The organism is Bradyrhizobium sp. USDA 3311 (assembly GCF_054062495.1).
In genome coordinates this window covers 4,153,874-4,178,390 of record NZ_JBSSFI010000001.1, presented here as the reverse complement: position 1 = coordinate 4,178,390, position 24,517 = coordinate 4,153,874, and the positions used below count along the sequence as shown (strand labels likewise).

22 protein-coding genes and 1 pseudogene are annotated in these 24,517 nt (G+C 64.9%); 10 read left to right on the top strand and 13 right to left on the bottom strand.

The genetic code is table 11. The features are described from left to right. Positions 1-32 precede the first annotated feature (32 nt). Positions 33-1,526: an MDR family MFS transporter gene (locus tag ACVWW6_RS19755; protein WP_011088997.1), complete on the bottom strand. Its 1,494-nt coding sequence runs from the start codon at positions 1,524-1,526 to the stop codon at positions 33-35. Further along, positions 1,523-2,665 (bottom strand): HlyD family secretion protein, encoded by a 1,143-nt coding sequence (locus tag ACVWW6_RS19750; protein WP_011088998.1) that lies wholly within the window; start codon positions 2,663-2,665, stop codon positions 1,523-1,525. The genes ACVWW6_RS19755 and ACVWW6_RS19750 overlap by 4 nt, the downstream gene beginning before the upstream one ends. A gap of 143 nt (positions 2,666-2,808) precedes the next feature. On the opposite strand from ACVWW6_RS19750, the gene ACVWW6_RS19745 reads away from it, so the two are divergent. Further along, positions 2,809-3,450, top strand: coding sequence for a TetR/AcrR family transcriptional regulator (locus ACVWW6_RS19745; protein WP_060912643.1), 642 nt, complete (start codon positions 2,809-2,811; stop codon positions 3,448-3,450). A 178-nt stretch (positions 3,451-3,628) separates the two neighbouring features. Here the strand turns inward: ACVWW6_RS19745 and msrA are convergent, their stop codons facing one another. The 7 genes from msrA to ACVWW6_RS19710 form a co-directional block, all read right to left on the bottom strand. Beyond that, positions 3,629-4,144, bottom strand: a complete 516-nt coding sequence (gene msrA, locus ACVWW6_RS19740; protein ID WP_038966770.1) for a peptide-methionine (S)-S-oxide reductase MsrA — start codon at positions 4,142-4,144, stop codon at positions 3,629-3,631. 29 nt (positions 4,145-4,173) lie between these two features. Next, complete coding sequence (locus tag ACVWW6_RS19735; RefSeq protein ID WP_011089001.1) at positions 4,174-4,614, bottom strand: cupin domain-containing protein; 441 nt, start codon at positions 4,612-4,614, stop codon at positions 4,174-4,176. Positions 4,615-4,635: 21 nt separating this feature from the next. Next, complete coding sequence (locus ACVWW6_RS19730) at positions 4,636-5,058, bottom strand: OsmC family protein (protein ID WP_456681294.1); 423 nt, start codon at positions 5,056-5,058, stop codon at positions 4,636-4,638. Positions 5,059-5,264: 206 nt separating this feature from the next. Continuing rightward, a complete protein-coding gene (locus tag ACVWW6_RS19725; RefSeq protein ID WP_456681293.1) occupies positions 5,265-6,113 on the bottom strand; it encodes an enoyl-CoA hydratase/isomerase family protein in 849 nt (282 codons plus the stop codon). 71 nt (positions 6,114-6,184) lie between these two features. Then, positions 6,185-7,498 (bottom strand): epoxide hydrolase family protein, encoded by a 1,314-nt coding sequence (locus tag ACVWW6_RS19720; protein WP_456681292.1) that lies wholly within the window; start codon positions 7,496-7,498, stop codon positions 6,185-6,187. A gap of 246 nt (positions 7,499-7,744) precedes the next feature. After that, positions 7,745-8,434: a VOC family protein gene (locus ACVWW6_RS19715; protein ID WP_456681291.1), complete on the bottom strand. Its 690-nt coding sequence runs from the start codon at positions 8,432-8,434 to the stop codon at positions 7,745-7,747. Between the two features lie 151 nt (positions 8,435-8,585). Beyond that, complete coding sequence (locus ACVWW6_RS19710) at positions 8,586-9,251, bottom strand: sensor histidine kinase (protein WP_456681290.1); 666 nt, start codon at positions 9,249-9,251, stop codon at positions 8,586-8,588. Between the two features lie 327 nt (positions 9,252-9,578). Between ACVWW6_RS19710 and ACVWW6_RS19705 the strand changes: the two genes are divergently transcribed. The 7 genes and pseudogenes from ACVWW6_RS19705 (at position 9,579) to ACVWW6_RS19675 (ending at position 17,613) form a co-directional block, all read left to right on the top strand. Beyond that, complete coding sequence (locus ACVWW6_RS19705; RefSeq protein WP_456681289.1) at positions 9,579-12,422, top strand: ATP-binding protein; 2,844 nt, start codon at positions 9,579-9,581, stop codon at positions 12,420-12,422. A gap of 118 nt (positions 12,423-12,540) precedes the next feature. Next, a complete protein-coding gene (locus ACVWW6_RS19700) occupies positions 12,541-13,248 on the top strand; it encodes a hypothetical protein (protein WP_011089008.1) in 708 nt (235 codons plus the stop codon). 181 nt (positions 13,249-13,429) lie between these two features. After that, a complete protein-coding gene (locus ACVWW6_RS19695; protein ID WP_171463800.1) occupies positions 13,430-14,131 on the top strand; it encodes a type 1 glutamine amidotransferase domain-containing protein in 702 nt (233 codons plus the stop codon). Between the two features lie 82 nt (positions 14,132-14,213). Further along, positions 14,214-14,536 (top strand): annotated as a pseudogene (locus tag ACVWW6_RS19690) (GlcG/HbpS family heme-binding protein); the annotation flags it as partial. Between the two features lie 90 nt (positions 14,537-14,626). Beyond that, the gene (locus ACVWW6_RS19685) at positions 14,627-15,169 is read left to right on the top strand and encodes a VOC family protein (protein ID WP_456683170.1); all 543 of its coding nucleotides are present in this window, start codon (positions 14,627-14,629) and stop codon (positions 15,167-15,169) included. A 17-nt stretch (positions 15,170-15,186) separates the two neighbouring features. Further along, complete coding sequence (locus ACVWW6_RS19680; protein WP_456681288.1) at positions 15,187-16,143, top strand: alpha/beta fold hydrolase; 957 nt, start codon at positions 15,187-15,189, stop codon at positions 16,141-16,143. Positions 16,144-16,626: 483 nt separating this feature from the next. Then, complete coding sequence (locus tag ACVWW6_RS19675) at positions 16,627-17,613, top strand: helix-turn-helix domain-containing protein (protein ID WP_456681287.1); 987 nt, start codon at positions 16,627-16,629, stop codon at positions 17,611-17,613. A 317-nt stretch (positions 17,614-17,930) separates the two neighbouring features. Here ACVWW6_RS19675 and ACVWW6_RS19670 read toward each other — a convergent pair whose 3' ends face one another. From ACVWW6_RS19670 to ACVWW6_RS19655, 4 genes are all read right to left on the bottom strand, one after another. Beyond that, entirely contained in the window at positions 17,931-20,252 is a 2,322-nt protein-coding gene (locus ACVWW6_RS19670) for a molybdopterin guanine dinucleotide-containing S/N-oxide reductase (RefSeq protein WP_456681286.1), read from the bottom strand. A 212-nt stretch (positions 20,253-20,464) separates the two neighbouring features. After that, a complete protein-coding gene (locus tag ACVWW6_RS19665; RefSeq protein WP_456681285.1) occupies positions 20,465-21,514 on the bottom strand; it encodes an Ldh family oxidoreductase in 1,050 nt (349 codons plus the stop codon). Between the two features lie 2 nt (positions 21,515-21,516). After that, positions 21,517-22,398, bottom strand: coding sequence for an alpha/beta hydrolase (locus tag ACVWW6_RS19660; protein WP_456681284.1), 882 nt, complete (start codon positions 22,396-22,398; stop codon positions 21,517-21,519). Positions 22,399-22,476: 78 nt separating this feature from the next. Then, positions 22,477-23,379, bottom strand: coding sequence for a VOC family protein (locus ACVWW6_RS19655; RefSeq protein ID WP_456681283.1), 903 nt, complete (start codon positions 23,377-23,379; stop codon positions 22,477-22,479). Between the two features lie 23 nt (positions 23,380-23,402). Between ACVWW6_RS19655 and ACVWW6_RS19650 the strand changes: the two genes are divergently transcribed. Further along, positions 23,403-23,696 carry a hypothetical protein gene (locus ACVWW6_RS19650; protein WP_171901081.1) on the top strand — a complete coding sequence of 98 codons (294 nt, stop codon included), beginning with the start codon at positions 23,403-23,405 and terminating at the stop codon, positions 23,694-23,696. Further along, on the top strand, positions 23,689-24,420 hold the full coding sequence (locus ACVWW6_RS19645) for a GntR family transcriptional regulator (protein ID WP_271551115.1): 732 nt from the start codon (positions 23,689-23,691) through the stop codon (positions 24,418-24,420). The genes ACVWW6_RS19650 and ACVWW6_RS19645 overlap by 8 nt, the downstream gene beginning before the upstream one ends. Positions 24,421-24,517: the final 97 nt, after the last annotated feature.

Genomic DNA, 24,517 nt, shown 5'->3' with positions numbered 1-24,517 from the left:
ACGAAGCGATCGAGGTTGGCGGCTCCCCGGCATTAACCGGCAGGCCGTGGCTTGCGGAGAAAGAACACCAGCGGGATCACGACGAGCATGGCGAACATCAGGATCTCGAACTGATCGATGACCGCGACCGTGGCCGCCTGATGCGTGACCATGCCGTTGAGCGCGGCAAGGCTTGGCTTCCCGATCGGGCCCGCGCCATGCGCCGCGACGCGGAAAGGCGTGAGATGCTTGGCGAGCGCGACGTGCACGGCCTGGGTGTTGGCATAGAAGAAGAGCTGGACCACCGCGATGCCGATGGTGCTGCCATAAAGGCGCGACAGGTTGATCAGCGCGCCGCCTTCCGGGCGAAGCTTCGGATCGAGCGTGCCGAACGCGGCCCTCGCGAGCGCCGGCAACAACATGCCGAGACCGGCACCCTGGAGCATGCCGGCTTCGACCACCGGCCGCCAATCCATCGCCGGCGAATAGCCGAGCATCAGCCAATTGGCATAGACCACCAGCGCCATGCCGCCCATGAGGAACGGCCGGTAGTCGACCTGCCCCGGAACCAGGCTCGTCAGCACCAGCGCTCCCACCAGCGCCACACCGCGCGGAATGGTCATGTAGCCCGTGGTGTCGACGGGATAGTTGAGCAATTCCTCCAGCATCGGAGACGTCAACGCCAGGGTCGGCAGCAGCACGAAGCCAAGCGCGAAGGAGATGACCGTCGAGAGGACGAGATTGCGATCCCTGAACAGCGCCGTGCGGAGAAAATGCTCCCGGGTCGTCAACACGTGCACGCTGAAGAGATAGAAACCCAGGACCGAGGCGACCGCCTCGGCCCAGATCTCCGTCGAGGCAAACCATTCGAGGCGCTCGCCGCGGTCCAGCAGCATCTGTAGCCCGATCATGCCGACGGAAAAGGTCGTCAGGCCGAAGAAGTCGAAGGGCTGGCTTCGCTCGGCCCGCTTCTCGCTCAGCAGCGAGGCCATCGTCATGAAGATGAAGGCCGTCATCGGCAGGCTGACATAGAAGATCGACGCCCAGCCGTAGTATTCACTGAGCCAGCCGCCAATGGCGGGGCCGGTGCTGATGCCGAGCAGGGAGCAGACCGTCGATGCCAGGCTCATGCGCGCATGCCGCGCCGGCGTCACCTCGAGCAGGATGGCCAAGGAGAGCGGCGCGAGCGGTCCGCTCGCCGCGCCCTGGAGGATCCGCGCCAGCACGAACTGGATCGACGTCGTTGCCAGCGTGTCGAGGACAAGACCGAACGTGAAGATGGCGAGGGCAGCCTGATAGACCGCCTTGCGGCCATAGCGGCCCGCGAGCCACTGCGTGATCGACATGGTCACGGCACTTGCCGCGATATACGAGGAGAACACCCAGCCGACCTCGTCATTCGCCATCGAGAGCGTCGCCTGAATGTGCGGCAACGCTGCATTCGGTATCGAGATGTTCACAGCCTGCATGTAGATCGCGATAAGGGCCGCCGCGGAGATCGCACGATGGTCGCCGGCCGCGCCGGTCGATGGGACGGTCGTGCTCATTTGACCTCCGTCGCGAGCGCGCCTTGGAGCAGATGCGGCCAGCTGCGGCGGTGGCCGGTATCGACCCGCGCCGTCACGCTGATGCCGGAGAACAACGGCCGGGTCGGATCGAGATCGTCGAGCTCGAGGCGCACCGGCAGCCGCTGCACGACCTTGACCCAGTTCCCGGTCGCATTCTCCGGCGGCAGGACCGAGAAGTCCGACCCGGTGCCGGGACTCATGCTGACGATATGCGCCCTGAACTTGCGATCCGGATAGGCATCGACGTCGATCGTCGCCTCCTGGCCCGGACGCATGTGGGTCAGGCCGGTCTCGCGAAAATTCGCCTCGATCCAGATGTCCCGGCTGGACATCAGCGAGAACGTCGGCGCTCCCGCGTTGACGAAGCCCCCGATCTGCAAGTCGTCGACCTTCGTCACGATACCGTCGTCGGGCGCAATCACCGTCGCGTAGGAGAGATCGAGCCGCGCCCGGTCGAGCTGGGCTCTTGCCGCGCGAACCGTGGGATGACGATCGGCATCGATATCGGGATCGCCGTTGAGCGCGACGACCGTGTTGGCAATCTGCTGTTCGATCGATGCCATGCGGTGGCGGGCGACCTTGAGATCGGTCTCGGCCCGCTCATAGACCGCACGCGGCGTGAAGTCGGAGGCGACCAGCATCTTCTTGCGATCGAACTCGCGTTCGTCGAAGGAAGCCGATTCCCTGGCCGATTGCAGCTCCGCCTGCTGCTGGCGGTGGGTCGCCTTGAGCGAGTCGATCTGGAGTCGCGCGCTGCCGAGCCGCGCCTCGGCCTGATCGACCGCAATCTGATAGGGCTCGGGATCGATCCGAAACAGGACCTGCCCCCGTCGCACGCGCTCGTTATCGCGCACGGCGATCTCGACCGCCTGGCCTGACACCCGCGCGTTGATGGTCACCTTGGCGGCACGCACGAACGCGTCGTCGGTCGAGACATATTGTTCCTGCGCAAGATACATGAAGGCGCCGAACACGGCGACCACGGTCGGCAGCGCGAGCATCAGGGGCCGGCGCAGCCGCCGGCCGAGGTCCGCTCCGAACAATGGCACAGCCCCCTCGCTCCCGCGGAAGCTGCGATCGCCCAACCAGCCGGCGATTGGCGCAAAGTTCAAACGCATCGTGAGCCCTCGTCTTATCTTTTTTACTAACGTACGTTACAAATATTGTACTGCAGTGCCGCTATCAAGACGCGCGGCCATTGATTTTTATAACGGTCCATACAAATATATGTGTGGAACAGTACAACCAGGATTTTGGCGACATGGCACGGAAGAAGAGCGAAGCGGGCCCGGCGCGCCGCGGACGGCCGCCCGCCTATGACGCAGAGACGGCCCTCAAGCGAGCGACGGAGACGTTCTGGAGAACCGGCTACTCCGGCACGTCCCTGGACAAGGTCGCCGCCGCGACCGGCATGAGCCCACCGAGCCTCTACGCCGTGTTCGGCAACAAGCACACGCTCTATCTCGAAGCGCTCGCGCGCTATTGGGAGATAAGCCTTGCCGCCACGCGTGAGGCCCTCGCGGGGGACCATCCCTTGGACGAAGCCCTGATGCTGGCCTATGACGCAGCGCTGTCGATCTATTTTTCCGGCAAGGGAACCGCGCGGGGCTGCTTCGTGGTGGGAACCGCGGTGACCGAAGTCGCAGAAGATACGGCGATCCGGAACAGCGTAGCTGCGGGATTGCGCGCGATTGACGCCGATTTCGAGGCCCGCTTCCGCCTTGCCCAGGACAAGGGCGAACTGAAGCGTGATGCCGATCCGGCAGCGCTTGCAATCCTCGCCTCTGCCACGATGCATACCATCGCCATTCGCGCTCGCGCCGGCGCCCGCCGCGCCGAGCTAAGGGAGCTTGCCCGGAAGGCCGTGGACGTGATCTGCGGATGCCGGGCAGATGCGCATTGAGCCGCGAGGCGTTCTCGGGATCGAAAACCTGCGTGCCGGTGACGGTCGGGAGCAACTCTCCCGCACAATGAAATGACGACAACCGGCACATTTGCATTCCTCGTCAATAGGCGGCTGCCGTCGCGAGCGGTCCGCGCGCAAGACCCAGCCTCTCCCCGGCAATACGTGACGATGCGATCTAGCCTCCCGCAGCCGCCGCCCGCCGCGGCAGCTTCCAGCCGGGCCGGATGAAGTGACAGGTGTAGCCGTCCGGATAGCGCTCGAGATAATCCTGGTGCTCCGGCTCGGCCTCCCAGAAATCGCCGGCGGGCGTGACCTCGGTCACCACTTTGCCGGGCCACAGATGCGAGGCCTCGACGTCGGCGATCGTGTCTTCCGCGATCCGCTTCTGCTCGTCGCTCGTCGTGAAGATCGCGGAGCGATAGCTCGTGCCCCAGTCATTGCCCTGACGGTTGAGCGTGGTGGGATCGTGGATCTGGAAGAAGAACTCCAGCATCGTCCGGTAGCTCGTCTTGGCGGGATCGAAGATGATCTCGATCGCCTCGGCGTGCCCCTCGTGATTGCGATAGGTCGCGTTCTTGACCTCTCCGCCGGTGTAGCCGACGCGAGTCGAAGTCACCCCGGGCTGCCTGCGGATCAGATCCTGCATGCCCCAGAAGCAGCCGCCGGCCAACACTGCGCGTTCCGTCGTCATTTGATGCTCCATTCATTCAGTCGAGATATTCAGCGCTGGTCCGCAGCCGCATGCAAGCGCGGATCATCATGGTCATCGTGATATTCGAGGCCCAGCGGACCGATGGCGGAAACCTGCGTGACGTATTCGCCTGATTTCGCCCAGTGATAATGCCAGGTCTCGCCGGGCAGCACGATGACGCTGCCCGGCGGATAGGCCTTGACCTTGTCGCCATCAAAACGCTCGCCGAGCCCGATATAGAAGACACCCGACATGACCGTGTAGATGCGGTCCTCAGGATGCTTGTGCGGCATCAGCCTAGTGCCGCCGGGCACCTTCACCCGGACCACGTAAGGTCCGGGCTCGGCGGGATGGCCGACCATGACGGCGAGGCGCGCGCCGGATGGAAACGCCGGGAACGGCTGCCACGCGATATCCTCCGGCAGGATCGCGCGGAACCTGTCTTCATCCGGCTGATGTTGGCGAGGCATGGTGCTGCTCCCTCTGTTCGGTCAGATCAGCTTGGCGTCGAGCGTGATCGCCGCGTTGAGCACCTTCGACACCGGGCAGTTCTTCTCGGCCTCGCCGGCGATCTTGGCGAAACCTGCGTCGTCAAGGCTCGGCACCTTGGCGCGCAACGTGAGCGCCGACTTGCTGATCTTGAAGCCCTTGCCTTCGGGCTCGAGCGTAACCGCGGCCTCGGTCGAGAGCTCGTCCGGCGTGAAACCGGCAAGCTGAAGACCGAAGGCCAGCGCCATGGTGAAGCAGCCGGCATGGGCCGCAGCGATCAACTCCTCGGGATTGGTGCCCTTCTCGTTCTCGAAGCGTGTCTTGAACGAATAGGGCGTCTCGGCGAGCACGCCGGATTCGCTCGACAGATGGCCTGTGCCATCGCGGCCGGTGCCCTTCCAGACTGCTGTTGCTTTGCGGATCATCTCAATTCTCCTTGTTGGGTTTAGCGCCGGCGCTCGGTACCGGAGGAAAGCGACATTGGCACGACCGCCTGTCACCATTCCAACCGGCCGAACGCCGCAGCGGTTCCGTCGGAGCCCCGTTCCGATGGAATCGGAACGGCGCTCCGGATTCTTGTTTTGACGCGTTTTCTTCACGCGAACCGGTATCCACTTCGTTCGAAAACGCTCTAATTTCCGATCTGTCCGACGTGGAAGCCGAGCCGGTTCTCGACGTCGCCGGCGCGATGGAAGCCGCGCGCCATCAGCGCCTTGATACGGGCCTGGCTTGCCGGGCGGCCAAGCGCGGCCAGGAACGCATCCCACTCGGGCTTGATCTCGACATCGGGCGGAAGACTGGCGACATCGACCAGGCGCTTGGTCTCGGCAATAGCCTCCTTGTCGAACGACGCGATACGCATGGCGAGCGCCTCGACGAAGCCATCGAGCTCGGCATCCGGCAGCGACCGGTTCACATAGCCGTAGCGTTCGGCGAGATCGCCGCGAATGTCGTCGGCGCCGAGCAGCACTTCGAGCGCACGGCCGCGGCCCATCAGGCGCGGCAGCCGCGCCATCGGTCCGCCACCGGGCACGAGGCCCGCACCGACTTCCCATTGCGACAGGATCGCCCTCTCGCGGCTGGCAAAGCGCATGTCGCTGGCGAGCGCGAGCTCGCTGCCGACGCCGGTGGCGCGGCCCCGGATCGAGGCAATGGAAACCACCGGCGCACGGCTGAGACGCACCAGCATGTCGGGCAGCGCCTGGAGACCGGTCGGCCCGGGCGGGATGCCCAGCGAATCCTCCAGCGGCGCGAGGAAGTCGTAATGCGTGATGAAAAAGCCGTCGACGGCACTGTCGAACACGACAACCTTGACTTCCGGATCGGTCTCGATCGCGGTGACGATGTCGCCCAGCAGCGGAAGCTGCTTCGGGCCGAAGATGTTCACCGGCGGCATATCGAAGGTGACGCGCCAATATGACGGCAGGCGGCGCTCCAGGCGGATGTCCTCGGTCGTGAAGGTACGTTCGGGGCGGTTCATTGTTTGCACTCCTGATATGGCGTCGTTCAAGGACGGGGACACGCGCCGGGTGCGCGCGTCCCCCATGCGGTTCAGATCGACTGGCGCAGCGGGCGGAAGGCGGTGCGCATTTCCGCAGAGAACAGCGCGGGCTGCTCCCAGGCGGCAAAGTGGCCGCCCTTGTCGAGCCGGTTGTAGTGCATCAGCTTCGGGTAGGCCTTTTCGGTCCAGCTGCGTGGGGCGGCATAGATCTCGTCCGGAAACACGCTGACGGCGACCGGGATCTTGATGTGCTTGGGTTCGAAGAACACCAGCTTGTTCTCCCAGTACAGTCGGGCCGACGAGACCGCGGTGTTGGTGAGCCAGTACAGCGTGATGTTGTCGATCACATCGTCGCGCGACAGCCCTTCCGCCTTGCCGTCGAACACCCGCGCGATCATCGCGGCGCTGCGCGCATCGTGATCGAGCATCCAGGACGCAAGGCCCGCCGGCGAATCCACGAGGCCATAGAGCGTCTGCGGCCGGTTCGACATCTCGATCGCGTAGCCGAGACCGTGCTTGTAGAAATCGTCGAGCTGGTCGTAGGCAATGCGCTCTTCGGCCGAGAGGTTTGACGGGCGCGTTCCGCCGGGCTGCAGCGCCTTGGCGATGTCATCAGGAACCGTGGCGGGCATGTTGGTGTGAATGCCGAGCAATTCCGGCGGCGCGATCACCGCCATCTGCTCCGTCACCGCATTGCCCCAATCACCGCCTTGCGCGACGTAGCGATTGTAGCCAAGCCGCTTCATCAGCACGATCCAGGCACGCGCGATGCGCTGCGGATCCCAGCCGAGCGTCGTCGGCTTGCCGGAGAAGCCATGGCCGGGCAGCGAAGGGATCACGAGATCGAACGCGTCCGCCGCCTTCGCTCCATGCGCGGTCGGATCGGTCAGCGGGCCGACGATCTTCATCTGCTCTATGATCGAACCCGGCCAGCCATGCGTGACGATCATCGGCAGCGCATTCTCGTGCCTGGAGCGGACGTGGATGAAGTGGATGTCGACGCCGTCGATCTCGGTGACGAATTGCGGCAGCGCGTTGAGCCGCGCTTCCACCTTGCGCCAGTCATAGTCGTTCTGCCAGTAGCGCACGAGCTGCTGGACCGTGGTCAGCTGCACGCCCTGCGACTGGTCGGCGACGATCTCGCGATCGGGCCAGCGCGTTGCCGCGAGGCGCCGGCGCAGATCGAGCAGATCCTCCTCGGGCACGTTGACGTGGAAGGGGCGGATCGCGCCGCTCGCCGCCGCCTTTGCCGGACGGAGCGGCAACAGGCTCGCAACGCTGGCGGCGACCGCGGTCATCGCGGCCTGGCCCAGCAATTGACGGCGGTCGGGGTTGAGGATGTCGGCTCGTGCTTGCGTGGTCATGTTGGATCTCCCTTGCTTTGGTCGGCACCGTTGACCGAATTCGAAATCGAGACGTCGGCTCGTCGTGCAAGGAGATTGGCGCAGGCACTTCCGATTTGCTCGTTATGGATTGTTAGACCGCGTTAGCCGTTGCGAGCCTGCGCGCTAGAGGCTAGCGATCGACGATCCTGCGATGGGCGCGATACAACGCAACACGGCGTGCGATGACCAAGTCATCGCACGCCGTGAATGGAGGATGCAGCAACTTCAGGACGGCAGCGGCTGACCGGCCTGCTCGCGCACGATGTAGTCGGCGTACCAGTCCGCCCAGTTGTCGTCGTGTCCGCCGGTTCGCTTCTCATGCTCGCCATGCGCCACCGCCGCGCGGCGCAGTGCCGCCGCCAGATCGGTCTGCGAGGGGAAATTCGTGCCGTCTGCCGCGATGCGTCCGGGCAGTCGTGTGGTGATCTCCTGGAACAGCCAGCCATTGCCGTCGGGATCGCTGAACGAGGCAAAGGAGCTGTAGCTGCCGCGCTTCGGGTCAACACCGCTGACCCGGATACTGCCGAACAGGTATGGTTCGTCCGGCCCGGCATGAACGTCGCCGCCGCCGTGGAACGGCTCGCTGACCGCGATGCCGCGGCCAAGCAGATCTTGTCGTGCCGCCTCCAGATCGGAGACGATCAGATACAGGCCGCGCACCGAGCCGGGCGCTGCCGCCGTGACGTTCCTGCCGAAGATCACCGAGCAGGCCGAGCCCGGCGGCGTGAACTGGATCACGCGCCAATCGTCGCCAGAGGCAAAGTCGGCGTCCATTCGCCAGCCGAGGCGCATGTAGAACGCCTTGGCGCGGTCGACGTCGGACACCGGGATCACGACGACCTCGAGCTTCAGATCAACGCTGCGCGACGGTGAGGGTCTGGTCCCGGCTTCGCGATCGATTTCGAGTGTAGCCATGTCGAACTCCCTGATGTGAGGCGCGGGCTCTCAACCGAACCCATTCTCGCAGGCTCAACTTTGCTTTGCAGGCTCAACTTTGCGCAGAACGGCGAATGTCGCTCGTTCTCGAATGCTTGGGCTCGTTAGCGGTTCCGGACACAGTCGAACTTCAAGCAGCCGGCATCACGATGGTCACCCGCGTGCCGCCCTCCCCCGCCTCGCCATGCAACCGCGCGTGGATGCTGCGTGCGAGCCCTTCGAGAATGCGGATGCCGGTGCCCTGAAGCGGCCCGGTGGCGCCGATCCCGTTGTCGGCCACCGTGCAGACCCAGGCGCCGTCGCGGTTGTCCATGTCGATGCGGATCAGTGCCCCATTCTTGTTCGGGAAGGCATGCTTTGCCGCGTTCGTGACCAGCTCCGTCAGCATCAGCGCGAGCCGATGACATTGCGATGCCGGCAGCACGCCGCTCTCGATCGCGGCCTCGCAGCGGACGCCCGCCGGCTCCAGCACCGCTTCGGAGAGCGCTCCGCAGAGATTTTCGAAAAAAGCCCCGACGGAGACGGCCGAGTCATCGTCGTTGTCGGACAGGAGCTGATAGAGCCTGCCGAAAGCAACGACGCGCCGCTCGAACCGATCCACCGCAAGCGACACGTCCCTGGCGCCGGCCCGCGTGAAGTCGCGACGGACTGACGCACCCAGCAGCGTCAGCGTGTTCTTCATGCGGTGATGGGACTCCCGCAGCACGAGTTCCCAATCACGCGACTGATCGTCAAGGCTGGCGACAAATTGAGATCGAACGGCACTGCCGTCCGACATGGAGCCGATAACGGACATGATAGCCTCCCATTGGAATAGGACCTAACTCGGAAGCCATACTGGATGCATCGCGCGCGTTTTGCCCGTTAGACGTTGCAAGATTCTGTTATGATCGGCGGCATCACAAACCGGCAGCGGAGGCCGTCGTCGCGACGGTCAAGCCTGCTGACGATTTGTCGCAGTCGCGTCATAAACCGCTCGCGTTTAAGCAAAATTCGCGACGGGTATCCCGCCTGCATTCGGCCGATCCCCACGCGATTTCGCCACTTTCGGTCCGTTTACTGATAACCTCGCTCAGGTAGGTCAAAGCGCATACGCCAGCCCTTTCACTGGAATCATTGGCCCGTGCCGGACACTAACGACCAGGATTCGACGATTGCTTTCGGTCCATTCCGGCTGCTTGCAAAGTCGCGGCTGCTGGAGAAGGACGGCGCCCCGCTTCACCTTGGCGGCCGCGCGCTCGACATTCTCATTTTTCTCGCCGAGCGCGCCGGCGAGGTCGTTGACAAGCGCGAGTTGATCAAGCGGGTCTGGTCCGGCGTGACGGTCGACGAAGGCAGCCTGCGCTTCCACATCACGACGCTGCGCAAGGCCTTAGGCGATGCCGGCGAAGGTGCCCGCTACGTCGTCAACGTCCCCGGACGCGGCTATTGTTTCACCGCCCCGCTGCTTCACCCGGCGCCTTCGGAGAGCCGGACCAGCCCGCCTGTCGCGTCGCCCCACGCGCTGCCCTCACCGCTTGCGAGGATGATCGGGCGGGACGAGGCCGTCGAGAAGATTTCGGCCGAGCTTGCCCTGCATCGCTTCGTCACAATTGTCGGCCCCGGCGGGATCGGCAAGACCTCGGTCGCACTTGCCGTCGCGCATGGCGAGCTCACGGCCTTCGACGGCCAGGTGAGCTTCGTCGATTTCGGAGCGCTGACGGATGCCCGACTCGTTCCCGGAACGATTGCGGCCACCCTGGGCCTGACCGTCAATTCCGACGACCCGATGCCGGGCCTGCTGGCGTTCCTGCGCAGCCGGCGGACGCTGCTGGTCTTCGACAGTTGCGAGCACATCCTCGACGAGCTCGCACCGGTGGCCGAGCGGCTCGTCCAGGAGGCGCCGGAGCTCCATATTCTCGCCACCAGCCGCGAATCCTTTCGCAGCGAAGGTGAGCGCGTCCATCGGCTGTTTCCGCTGGATTGCCCGCCAGAGCGCGACGGGCTCGGCATCGCCGACATCCTTGCCTATCCCGCAAGCCAACTCTTCGTGGAACGCATTGCCGAGAGCCTGAGCGAATTCGAGCTCAGCGAGGAGGATGCGCCGCTCGTCGCCGAGATCTGCCGGCGGCTGGACGGCATTGCGCTGGCGATCGAGCTCGCGGCCGGACGCGTGAACGCCTATGGCATTGCCGGGACCGCCTCGCTGCTGGACAGCCGCTTCTCGCTGCTGTGGCGGGGACGGCGCAGCGCAATCCCGCGGCACCAGACCCTGAGCGCCGCGCTCGCCTGGAGCTACGATTTGCTGCCGGCAGCCGAAAGCGCAACGCTGCGCGGATTATCGGTATTCGTCGGGCCCTTCACCCTGGAAGCCGCGCTTGCCGTCGCGTCCTGCCAGGGTATCGGCGAATCCGAGGCCGTCGAAGCCATCTCGAACCTGCTCTCCAAGTCCCTGATCGCGACCTCGCCCGCGGAGCGGCGGCTGCGCTATCGCCTGCTCGACACCACCCGCACCTTCGTCGCCGGCAAGCTGGTCGAGAGCGGCGAAGCGGCCCGCGTCGCGCGTGCCCACGCCGAATATTTCCGCGATTTCCTGCACGACATCGCGCTCAAATCCACGGGCATGCAGAGCGCGGGCGGCTTCCTTCCCTATGCCGACCACCTGCCCAATGTGAGGGCCGCGCTGACCTGGAGCTTCTCGGATGGCGGCGACCGGACGATCGGCGTGGATCTGGCGGCCTCAGCGGCCCAGTTCTTCCTCGAGCTGACATTGCTGACGGAATGCTACCGCTGGACACAGCAGGCGCTTGTATCTCTCGATGAGGGCGTGATCGACGGCCGCCAGGAGATGACGTTGCAGGCCGCGCTCGGCGTCTCCGTGATGTTCACGCAGGGCAATACGGAGGCGGTCCGCTCCGCCTTCACGCGCAGCCTCCAGCTTGCCAGAGAGCTCGAGGACCTGCACTGGCAGCTCTGGCTGCTGCGCGGCTTGCACATCTACCTGACCAGGGTCGGAGATTTTCACGGCGCGCTCGGAACCGGCGAGCAGGGCGAAGGCGTCGCGCGGAAGCTGAATGATCCAGCCGCCACACTGAACGTGGAATGGATGCTCGGCGTCGCCCACCATCTGATCGGCAACCAGGACAAGGCCGTGCAGTTCTGCGAGAGCGCGATGGTGCACAATCCCGGCTCGCAGCGGCTGAACATCGGCCATCTCGGTTATGACGACCGCATCGTTGCACTGGTGGCGCTGGCGCGCGGGCTCTGGCTCACCGGCCGGCCCGATCGGGCCGTCGAGGCGGCCAGATACACGGTGCGCGAGGCCGAGCTGCTCGAACAGCCGCTCACCCTCGGCATTTCCCTGATCTGGACCATCTACGTGTTCCTCTGGGTGGGCGACTGGGCCAGTGCCGAAAGCCTGATCGAGCGGCTGATCGACCATTCGGCGCGGCACTTCCTCGGCCCCTACCACGCGGTCGGCATCGGCCAGAAGGGCGAGCTGCTGCTTCGCCGCGGCGACGTCGCCGGCGGGATCGAGCATCTTCGCCGCAGCCAGGCTACGCTATACGCCACACGGCACCGGATCATGACGACGGTGTTTGCGACCGCGCTTGCCGAGGGTCTCGTGGCGCAGAACCAGCCCGATGAGGCCTTGCGTACGATCGATGAGGCCATCGCCCAGATCCCCGAGCACGGCGAATCCTTCGACATGCCGGAGATGCTCAGGGTCAAGGGCGACATCCTGGCCGGGTCGGGAAATGCCGCGGGGGCCGAGAATTACTTCCGGAAGTCGCTCGATCTATCACGCCGGCAATGCGCGCTCGGCTGGGAGCTGCGGGGGGCGATCAGCCTCGGCCGCGTCTGGCGTCATGCCGGAAAGGCCGGCGACGCACGCGATCTGCTCGCGCCGCTCCTCGCGCGGTACCAAGAGGGCCTCCAGACCCGTGATCTCGTCGCCGCCAGGGAGCTCCTGGGCGCGCTGAATTGAGAGTATCTTCAACAAGATACCGCCATACTGCCTGCTCGCAACTCCTAACAACTTCTAACACGCCAAGCCGCATCCGCCCCGCCATGGTGGTGACGTTTCACGGTGGATATGGCGGGACATGGCTCTCCTTCACGATGTAATCGATGCTAGTGGCGGTTTGGACCGCTGGAGCAGCTTGAACCGTTTCACGCTCCACCTTTCCGTCGGCGGAATGCTGTTCTCCAGTGCCGGACATGCCAGAGAATTCAAGGATGTGACCGCGGAAGGCTCGACCCGGACGCAATCCGTCCGCTTCACCGGCATCACCGGGGGAGAACACTCAGGCTCCTTTCAACCGGACGCGATCACGATCGAAAGCCTGGATGGCGAGGTGCTGCGGACCTGGCGCAATCCGAGCCTTGCATTTCCCGAGGCCAGTGCCCCCGCGCTTGCGGACGAACTGCATCTCGTCTTCTTCTGCGGCGTCGCGATCTGGAACTATCTGACGATTCCATTCCTGCTCGCTCATCCCGATGTCGTGTTGGAGGAGCTGTCACCGTGGTCTGAAGGCACTGAGACCTGGCGGCGGCTGCGGGCGCAATTCCCCGCGCACCTGATCACCCTCGCACCCGAGCAGATCTTCTATTTCGACCAGAGCGCTTTGCAACGGCGGACGGATCACGATCTCTTCGGGATGAAGGTAGCGCATTATTCCTGGGCCCATGACAATTTCGCCGGCATCGTGGTGCCGACGCTTCGGCGCGTGCAGACGCTGCAGGCTGATGGAACCGTGATTGCCAGGCCCGTGCTGATGGACGTCGAGATATTCGACGCCGTGTTCGAGTAGCCGCGGCGACACGCCGCCCTCGCAACGTCTAACACCACATAACGAGCCAACGGCCCAACTTGGGTGCAGATTACGCTTGCGAGCGGCGAACGAACGCAGCAGCTCGACGAAGACTTGCACCGATGTGCTCCACCAGGAGGGAGCGCGTCATTCAGCAAACGCAATCAAGGGAATCCGTGTCATGAAAGTATTGATGGTCATCACCTCCCACGACCAGCTCGGCAACACCGGACGCAGGACCGGCTTCTGGCTCGAAGAGCTTGCAGCCCCCTACTACGTCTTCAAGGATTCCGGCGCGGAGATCACGCTCGCCTCGCCCAAGGGCGGACGTCCGCCGCTCGACCCCAAGAGCAACGAGCCCGAGTTCCGCACCGACCTGACGGTGCGTTTCGAGAACGATGCGGCGGCCGAGGCCCAGCTCGACGAGACCGTCCGCCTCGACAGCGTCCGGCAGGAAGACTTCGACACGCTGTTCTATCCGGGCGGCCACGGCCCGATGTGGGACCTCGCCGAAGACAAGAACTCGGTCAAGCTGATCGAGTCCTTCCTCGCCGCCGGCAAGACCATCGCCGTCGTGTGTCATTCGACCGGAGCGCTGCGCCACGTCAAGACGCCCGATGGCAAGCCGCTGGTCCAGGGCAAGGAAGTGACCGGCTTCACCAACGGCGAGGAAGAGGACGTGGGCCTGACCAAGGTGGTTCCCTTCCTCGTCGAGGACGAGATGTTGAAGCTCGGTGCCGTCTTCTCGAAAACGGCAAACTGGGGCGTGCACGTCGTCAGCGCCGGCCAGTTGATCACGGGACAGAATCCGCATTCGTCGGGCCCCGCCGCGCAGACGCTGCTCGCCGCCCTCAAGGGCAAGCCGATGGCGAAGGCTTCGTAAAATTCTGGATGCGGTCGCATCTCGGGAGGCGCCCGCGACGGCGCCTCCCGACGCCGCGATATTCCTCGGAGAGGACACGATCATGGACCTGCTTTCCTATGCGAAGACGATCGCAGAGCGCATCGAAGCGGAAGCTGCCCGCGCCACAGTTCCGATGGCGGTTTGCATCATCGACATTCACGGCAACATCATTCTCAAGCACCGTATGAGCGGCGCGCCGACCTTCTCGCTCGAGCTGTCGGAGCGGAAGGCCTATACGTCCGCGCTGGTGGGACTGCGAACGGCGGAACTCTCTCCGATGGTCCAGCCCGGACAGGCGCTGTTTCCCCTGATGGGAGTTGCGGGCGGACGCTTCTGCTCGATGGCGGCGGCGCGCCGCTGCACATCGACGGACAGCTCGTCGCCGGCGTCGGCATCAGCGGCGGGACCGTCGAGCAGGACGTCGACATCCTCGAGGCCGGGCTTCGCGAACCCGCGGCCACCGATACGGTCGATATGAAGATCGAGGTCGTCGTCCTCCCGGTCTCGGACGTCGAGCGCGCCAAGCGCTTCTATGCCGACCTCGGCTGGCGGCTCGACATCGACTATCAGGGCCCAAGCAATTATCGCGTGATCCAGTTCACGCCTCCCGGCTCGGGCTGCTCGGTCATTTTCGGCAGCAACCTCACGATTGCTGCTCCCGGCTCCGTGAAGGGGCTCCATCTCATCGTGTCCGACATCGAGGCCGCATGCGACGACCTGCGCCGTCGCGGCATCACCGTCGGCGAGCCGTTCCACGACCCCGGCGGCATATTCCATCATGCCAGCGTGCAGGACCTTGCCGCCGGCCCGAACCCGCAGCGCAAGAGCTACGCCTCCTACGCCTCGTTCAGCGATCCCGATGGCAACGGCTGGGTGTTCCAGGAGATCACCGCGCGGCTGACGGGACATATCGAGGACGGCGAGGAAAGCTTTACACCCGAGCTCACGGACGTCGTGCGGCGGGCCGAAGCTGCCGCGCGCGCGAGCGCCGGTGCGGGCGATCGCGCGGCGGCCTGACATCGGAGCGACGACATATGAGCATTCCAGCCACCCTCGCCCTCTCTGCTGCCCTTGCCTGCGCGACCGTGCAGGCCTCGGCGCAGGAGCTGCGGTCGAGCCGGCGCTCGATCAGCTATCACACCGTCGAGATCCGGGGCCTCAAGATCTTCTACCGCGAGGCCGGGCCGGCCGACGCGCCGACCGTGCTGCTGTTGCACGGCTTCCCCTCCTCCTCGCGGATGTGGGAGCCCCTGCTGCCGCTGCTGGCCGACAAATATCACCTGATCGCACCGGACTATCCCGGCTTCGGCAACAGCAGCGCGCCGCCGCCGTCCGGCTTCGCCTACACGTTCGACAACATCGCCGGCGTGATCGGCGAGCTCACGGCGAAGCTCGGCCTGAGCCGCTACGTGCTGTTCATGCAGGATTACGGCGGCCCCGTCGGCTTCCGCATGGCGCTGGCGCATCCCGAACGTACCAGCGCCATCATCATCCAGAACGCCGTTTCGCATGAGCAGGGGCTGGGCCCGCTCTGGGAAGCGCGTCGCAGATACTGGGCGGATCCGGCGCACGAACTCGAGGCGCTCAAGGCCAACTTCACCTCTCTGGAGGCGACACGCCAGCGGCACCTCGGTTCCAGCCCGCGCCCGGAACGCTATGATCCGGATACATGGACCGACGAATACGCGTTTCTGACGCGCCCGGGCCAGGCCGAGATCCAGACCACGCTGTTCCTGGATTACCGGACCAACGTCGCGTCCTATCCCAAATGGCAGGACTGGCTGCGCAAGACGCGGCCACCGACGCTGGTGGTCTGGGGCAAATACGATCCATCCTTCGCCGTCGCCGGCGCCACGGCCTATCGCGACGATGTTCCGGAGGCGGAGGTTCACATCCTCGAAGCCGGTCACTTCGCGCTGGACGAGGCGACCGACGAGATCGCGTCGCTCGTCCGCGACTTCCTAGCGCGACTGGACGGACACAAGGGCTGAAGACGAAAGCAGGAGGCGCGGACGGCTTCCGCCGGCGCGGCTCTCGACGTCATGATCCACTGCTGCGGGGGCCATGTCCTGCCGAAAGCTCATTCACTTCTCGCTCATCCTGACGACCACCTCCACCGCATCGAGACGCGCGGCGCGCCATATCGAGCGCCGAGGCGATCTCCAGTGAACGCCGAGCGCGAACCTCGCACCGGTGGGTCGATCGCCACATCAGGTCCGGCACCATCCTCGCGCCACGCCAATCGGCGCAAAGACTTGAAACATTTGAGAAAGTCGACCTCTCTGCGACGGGCTGTCACACCATGTTCGCGCACACAAAATCTAACACATCCTAATCATCACTAACGGGCTTCTTGTTCGGCTCACGCCTATCCTCTGAGCATGGAAAACCTTCTCGAAAGCCTTGTCGAAAGCTTTGGGCTTGGGGGTTTGCCGGTCGCCGCCAGCGGCCGCGATGCCAAGAGAGGACGAGCGATGTTTACCGACTTGCAGGCGGCGCCTGCCTGGATTGATCTTCAGGCCGAGCCGCGCGATCACCAGCTCCGCCAGGCAGCACAGGCGATCCCGAGGGAACGCGGGTGGCGCCGGATCGACCGCGGCCTTGAGGCGGCGATCGAGGACATCACGATTTCGCGATGGGAGGATTTCAGAGACAGCTCGTCGCACGAGGCGACGACGCCGGAAGATCGCTACTTCGTCGGAATTGCCCTGAAGACCACGCGTGCGAAATTGACCCGTGACCGCCAGGTGATTTTCGACGGCACCATGCCCGCAGGGACGCTTTATGTCAGCGCACCGTCGAAGCCTCTCGCCGCACAATTCCAGGCGCCCTGCGCTTTCCTGCACTTCCATATCTCCGCCGATCATTTCCCGGCGCAATCGCCTGCCGCGGAAGGACTTGGCGACCTCGTCCTGCTGCGCGACCCGCTCGCGGCCGAGCTCGCCAGGGCGCTGACCGAGCATGGCGATGCCGCGGACCGGGAGTTCACACGCTGCGTCGGCCAGACCCTTGCGATGCATCTGGCCCGGCTGGAGCCGCCGCGTGCCAGGGTCAACGCCTTGCCGAAATGGCGGCTGCGGCGCGTTGAGCAATATATCGCGGACAATTTCGACCGCTGCATCAGCCTGTCCGAACTCGCCAATGTCGCCGGCCTGTCCAGAATGCACTTCGCAGCACAGTTCCGCGCCGCGACCGGCTACCGTCCGCGCGAATATCTGCTCAATCACCGGATCGAGAATGCGAAGACGCTGCTCGCGACGACCGGGCGGCCACTGGCCGAAATCGCACTTGCCGTCGGGTTCAGCACCCAGGCGCATTTTTCGACCGTCTTCAAGCGCATCAGCGGCCAGTCTCCGGCACGCTGGCGCCTCGCCAGCAAGGCCGAGCCTCTCGCAGCGGAAGCGCTGCCGCGGCGCCGTCCTGCTGCAGAGAGGGACTGGATGGCCAGCGCGGCCGCGTAGCTCGTCCTTTCGACACGGCAGGCGACATGGCGTTGCGGAATACGCGTCTGGTTTGGTCTGCAACGTTTCGAACGTAAGTGCCCTGCCACTTGCGCCGGCTCGCGCCCTCGTCCTCCCGGGCCTACGAGCCACTCGGGGCCGTCCCTGCTCCCACACAGGACGGCCCCTCTTCTTTGTCTGTTGACGGGGATGAAGTTGCGCTCACAGCCTCCACATCGTCATTGCAAGCGCAGCGAAGCAATCCAGACTGCCACCGCGGAAAGACTCTGGATTGCTTCGCTCCGTTCGCAATGACGGGGCAAGAGGCGAACGCCCCGCTACACCGGATCGAACGCCCGGATCGGCGGCAGATTGCCGGTGAATTTCTCCACCTCCACCGTCGTCAGCTGCCCCGTGCAGCCCTGCGCGAAGGACGAGGTGCCGACGTCGCGGGTGAGCACGTTCGGATTGCCGTGGACGCAGAGCGGCGCGTCGTCCTCGGGGTCCATCGGGTCGTACCAGGCGCCGGTCGGGAGCTGGACCACGCCGGGCGCGATGCCGTCGGTGACGTGGACCGCGGCGAGGCAGGCGCCGCGCTCGTTGAACAGGCGGATGATGTCGCCGTCCTTGATGCCGCGCGCGTCGGCATCAACCGGGTTCATGCGCGCGACCTCGCGGCCGCGATGCTTGGCACCAAGCGAATGTCCGCCGAAATCGAGCTGGCTGTGCAGGCGCGTCACCGGCTGGTTGGCAACGAGGAAGCATGGCGCACCGGGCTTGGGCATGTCGGTCTTGTCGAGCCAGACCGGATGGCCCGGACAATCCGCATCGCCATGGCCGGCGATCTTCGTCGAGAAAATCTCGATGCGGCCGCTCGGCGTCGGCAGGGCGTGAGCGACCGGGTCCTCGCGGAAGCGGCGCAATCGGCCGCCGTCGTCGGGCTGCTGCGGCACGACCAGGCTGCCGCGCTGCCAGAATTCGTCGAAGCTCGGCGCTTCAAGGTCGCGCATGGCGAGCGAGGCCCGGGTCGGCTCGTAGAGATGTTTTAGCCACTCCCGCGACGTGCGTCCTTCGGTAAAGGGTTCGCGCGCCCCGAGACGCTCGGCAAGATCGGCAAAAATCTCGTAGTCGTCGCGCGCGAGGCCAAACGGCTCGGCGATCCGGTGCATCGCGACCATGAGGGGATCGTTGCTGGAATAGCCGATGTCCTCGCGTTCGAGCGTCATGGTCGACGGCAGCACGATGTCGGCGTGGCGCGCCGTCGCAGTCCAGGCGAGCTCGTGCACGACGAAGGTATCGAGCTGCGCAAAAGCCTTGCGCAGGCGGTTGATGTCCTGGTGGTGATGGAAGGGATTGCCGCCGGCCCAGTAGACGAGACGGATATCCGGATAGGTGCGCGTCTCGCCATTGTAACGATAGGTGGTTCCGGGATTGAGCAGCATGTCGGCGATGCGCGCGACCGGGATGAAATCACGGACGCCGTTGCGGCCCTGCCCGAGCGTCGGCCCCGGCACGTCGTTGACGCGGCGGCCGTAATAGCCGATCGCCCCGAGCGAATAGGCGTAGCCGCCGCCGGGCAAGCCGATCTGGCCGAGGGCTGCCGCCAGCACCATGCCCATCCACACCGGCTGCTCGCCATGCTCGGCGCGCTGGAGCGAATGCGAGACGGTGATGAGCGCGCGCCTTCCGGCAAGGCGACGGGCGAGCGTGCGGATCGTGTCCGCGTCAACGCCTGAGATCGCGGCGGCCCACTCGGCGCTCTTCGGCTGGCCATCGCTCTCCCCGGTGAGATAACGCAGGAAGACGGGCCACCCTTCGGTGTAGCGATCGAGGAAGGCCTGATCGTGCAGGTTCTCGCTGACCAGCGTGTGGACGATGCCGAGCATCAGCGCGGTGTCGGTGCTGGGCACGCACGTCGTCCATTCGGCACCGGCCTCGACCGGCAGGTCTTCACGCAGCGGGCTGACCAGGATGAACTCGCAGCCGCGCCGGTGCGCCGCCGCCATGGCGCCGCGCTCGACATGCTTGCTGATCGAGCCGCCGGCCACCATGGAGTTCTTCAGCGCCATGCCGCCGAATGCCAGCACGATGTCCGTCTCAGTCGCGATCTGCTCCCAGGTGACGTTGCGCTTGGTGATGTCTTCGTAGCCCGCGAGAATCTGCGGCAGCAGCACCGAGGAGGCGCCCGAGGAATAGGAATTCACCGAACGCACATAGCCGCCCATCGCGATATTGAGGAAGCGATGCACCTGGCTCTGCGCGTGGTGGAAGCGGCCCGCGCTCGACCAGCCATAGGAGCCGCCGAACACGGCGCCGGGCCCGCGCGTGTCGCGGATGCGGCCGAGCTCGTCGCCGAGGAGGTCGAGCGCCTTCTCCCAGCTCACGGAGACGAATTCGTCGCGGCCGCGGCGATCGTCCGGACCGGGACCTCGCTCGAGCCAGCCGCGGCGAATCGCCGGCTGGGCGATGCGCGCCTGGTGCCGCAGTGCGCCGGGGAAATTGTCGATGATGCCGTTCGGATCAGGATCGCCCGCATAGGCCCTGACCTCAAGGCCGGCTGCGCCGTTGCGCGCCGAGAACACGCCCCAATGCGAGGTGTGCGGCTTGAAACCGTCGGACAGGTCAAGGCCGGGGTCGGGGAAGCCAATCGTATCGTCCATCATCTGATCCTTGTTCCGGTACATGGTGGCAGTATACCGATCCACGTCCCGATGTCGTCGAGATCAGGGTTGACGGAAACGCTGGGCTCCCGCGCGCAACGCAGGCAGGTGGGGATGCGTGACGGAACGGTCGGCGACGGATCGCCAAAACACGCGATTTCACGCCGATAAGGGCGACCAAGTCGGCCCGGGGTGCGCCCGAGGGTCCTCGACTAGGCAACGCCTTCGGGCACCGCCACATTCAGTTTCGAGGCGAGCGCCAGCAATCGCGAAACAGTTCCCCGCGCGAGCGGAATCCCCGCGCGCGACCGTCTTTCCATTTCCTCAAAGCCGCGCTCGCCCGGCAGGTATACGCTGTCCGCCCCGGCCGCGGGCGGCAGGCTCTTGATCGCCGCGCTGAGCCGATCGACTTCAAGGGTGAAGTTGCCGCCGAAGGCCGACGGGTCGAGCACAGCCACCAGACCGTTGCCGCCTGGATCGCCGCCGTGGACGAGCGCCACGGCGATGAGTGGGTTGGCCGTCAGGACGCTGGCGAGAACCTCTATCATCAGAGAGAGGCCCGAACCCTTGGGACCGGCCATCGGAAGGACCGCTTTTGCTTCGCGCGGGTCCGTTGTCGCCTGGCCATTCCCATCGACAGCCCAGCCAACCGGAATCGGCTGACCGGCATCCCTCGCAGCCATGATCTTTCCGAGCGCCACCGATGCCGTCGACATGTCGAGGAGCAAGGGACGATCGGGATTGCCGGTCGGCGCGGCAATCGCGATTGGGTTCGTTGAGACGCCCTCTGCGCTGGATCCGTGATAGATCATCAGCGGTTTCGAAGCCGTCATAACAATGCCGATCCGTCCCGCCTGAGCGACCTGATGCGCGTAGTATCCGATCGCGCCGGCGTGGCTGATGGAGCGAACCGCGCACCAGCCGATCCCGTGGGTGTCCGCAAGCTCGCTTGCTTTTCGCGCAGCAAGGCTCATTCCGACGGCGCCGGGCGCGCGTTGTGCGTCGATCACCGCCACCGCGCCCTTGCCCGAAACCTGGCGCGGTTCGGCGGCGGGATTGATCAGACCAAGCTCGACCATCTCGACGTAGCGCGGGATCCGCAACAGCCCGTGCGAATCGGCGCCGCGCAGATTGGCCCAGACGAGCATGGCCGCCGTCTGATCCGCCTGGTCGGCCGTGAAGCCGCCCGCCCTGAGAAGATCCGCCGCGAACGGCCGGAGCGCATCGGCGCCGATCGCGACCGTGTCTGAAGCGCCCGTCATGCTCAGGCACCGAGCGGAGACGGGAAGAACTTGTCGAGCCAGCCTTTGATGATCGCCTTGGTGCGCGGCGCATCGCCTTCGGCGAGCGGGAAATGCGACGTGCCGGTGATCAGCACGAGCTCGGCCGGCTGGCCGGCCTTCTCGAACATGCGGATCGACTGCTCCGTCGGCGTGATCGTGTCGTTGGCGGTGTGCAGGAACAGGATCGGACGAGGCGCGATGTTGCCGACGACCTCGTCCGCACGAAAATTGTACATGCTCCACGCGGTCTCGACGGGAATCTCCATGATCGCCTTTGGCGAGAGATTCTTGCGCAGATGCTCCGGGATCGAGACGGCATCGAAGCGGGAGATCCACATGCTCTGGCCGGTGTCCTGCTTTTGCTTGCGTCCTTTCTCCAGAAGCGAGGTGAATTTTGCCCAGGCTTCGGGCGTCGGATGCTGGCCGCGGAATTTCCGCTCCCCGTCGCCCCAGCCGCAGGACGAGATCACGCAGGCGAAGCGATCGTCGACGCCGGCGGCGTAGACGGAGACGGCCGCGCCGAAGCTATGGCCGACCACGCCGATCCGCCCGGGATCGACCTCTTCCCTCTCCGCAAGGAACGTCAGCGCGTTCTTGGCGTCCGCGACCTGGTCGAAGCAGCGCACCTGCGCACGTTCACCTTCGCTCTCCCCGCAGCAGCGGAAATCGAAGCGAAGCGCCACATATCCCATCTGCTCGAGCATGCGCGCCTGGATTTCGGCGTGGGATTCGTCCTTCGATCCGACAAAGCCGTGCAGGACGATGAAGGCAGGCAGCCGCTGGCCCGGCTTTCTCGCGTCCGGCACGTGCAGTACGGCCGATAGCTTGAGCCCGTCAGACCGGAAGGTGTGCTTCTCTTGCATTGAAATCTCTCTCGTAGGCTGCGACAGGGGCGGCGCGCTCACGCAGTGCGCACACGGGCAAGGCTGCCCGACTTCCCGTCAGGTGATGGCGGTGAAGGGAAAGTGGAACTGACGCCATTCGAGCGGCGCGGGCGTGCCCCAGACATTCATGCAGCGCACATTGCCCGGGCGCTCGAGATTGGTGATGACATTCGGCACAAAGCCGGCGTCGTCAGCGATGAACGCCATCGATCCGGAGCACTCGATCATCGCGCCGCTGGAATCGGTGTAATAGGCGTAGGTGTTGTCGCCCGGCCGATGCCGGCCCGGCCCCCACAGCATCTGCCTGTCGAAGCGGTCAAGCAGGTCACCGAGCTTCAGGTAGTCGTTGAACTCCCTGAACTCGAAGGAGTAGTGGTGCAGCCCCACCTTGCCGCGAACGACGCCGACGATGTGATGCTGGCGATTGCCGCCGTACATCCAGCTCAGGCTGTCGTCGACCATGCGTTCGGATATGCGGAGGCCGCAGATCCTCTCGAGCTGCTGGCGCGTTGCAATCGGATCGGGCGACGTCAGATTGAGATGATCCATGCGGTTCGGTCCGACGCCGTGGGTCGGATAGCGCCGGCCGTAGATCTGGTCGCGCGTCGGCGTATGCACCTCGAAGCGCAGCCCTTCCGGCGTGGCGAAGGTGACGCCCGCGGCCATGCAATCGAGGCTGGGTTTACGCGAGATGACGCGACATCCGGCGCTCTCGACGCGCGACTCCGCCTCGCGGACGGCATCGACGGTGAGCGCCTCCAATCCGATCGTATGGGTCGCATTCTCGTGCGACCTGAGCAGCACCAGTTCCGCCGCGCGCCCGTTGGAGCTCAACCAGGTCTGCCCCTCGTCCGTGTAGGTGATCTGCAAGCCGAGGATTTCGGTCGCGTCCCGGACCACGGCCTCGATCGCCGTGGTGTTGATTTTCACGTGCCCGACCGCATGAACAATAGGCGGCATTGCTCCCCTCCTAGGGCTCGACGATGTTTGATGTCCTGATACCGCATCAGGGCAATGCGCACAAACATATTTTCGATGAAATGGTATTATTTCGAAATTACGCAACTTCGTCCGATCCTGCTCGCCGACGATGGGACCCGAAGCTGTTCGGAGAGTTCGCAGCAATCCCGTCGCTTGCTGCAGGCTTCGATCCGTTCAACACCGTGGATACCGCCGTGCCAACCGGGCAACGGCAGCCCGAACTGTTTGATATTCTTTCGAAAATCGATGATACTGACTGGCAGCAGAGGGATGGCAGGACGGCGTCGGATGCGTGAGAGGGTCAAGCCAGCAGGTGAAACACGCGCGGCTGACGTGCTCCACCGGATGCGCGCAGACATCATCAGTTGCACGCTCAAGCCCGGCGCCAAGCTGCGGTTCGAGGCGCTACGAGACATGTACGCGGTGAGCTTTTCGACGCTGAGGGAGGCGCTGTCGCGCCTCGTGGCCGAAGGGCTCGTCATCGCGGAGGATCAGCGCGGCTTCGTCGTCGCGCCGGTTTCGATCGACGATCTCAACGACCTCACCTATGTCCGCGTGCTCATCGAGCGCGAATGCGTAGCGCTCGCGATCAAGAACGGCGACGACGCCTGGGAGGCGGACATCATCGGCGCATTCCACCGGATGGATCGCCTGCAGAACCGGCTCGGCTCCAATTATTATCTCTCGGAAGAATGGGGCAAGCTCCACGGCGATTTTCATTTTTCGCTTGTTGCCGCGTGCGGCTCGCCCAACCTCCTGGAGATCCGCCAGAAGCTGTTCGAACGCGCGCACCGCTACCGCCGCATGTCCTCGCAATTCCGGACCAAATGGCGCGCCAAGGATGTCGAGCACAAGATGATCATGGATTCGGTCGTCGCGCGCGATGCCGCGAAGGCCGAGGAGCTGATCGAGCGCCATATCCGCGAGACGACCGACAACGTGATCAAGCACGCAGGCCACCTCTTCGTCACATCCGACGAGGAACGCCCCCGCCGCACGGGCCGGGTCGCCGCTGAATAGGTGCCAGCAAGGAAGGTCCTCCTGCTCGCCGTCACGCGCATCCCCTTACATTTCGCAATGCTTCTTGGCTCACCAGAGCGAACCGCGAAAGCTGATA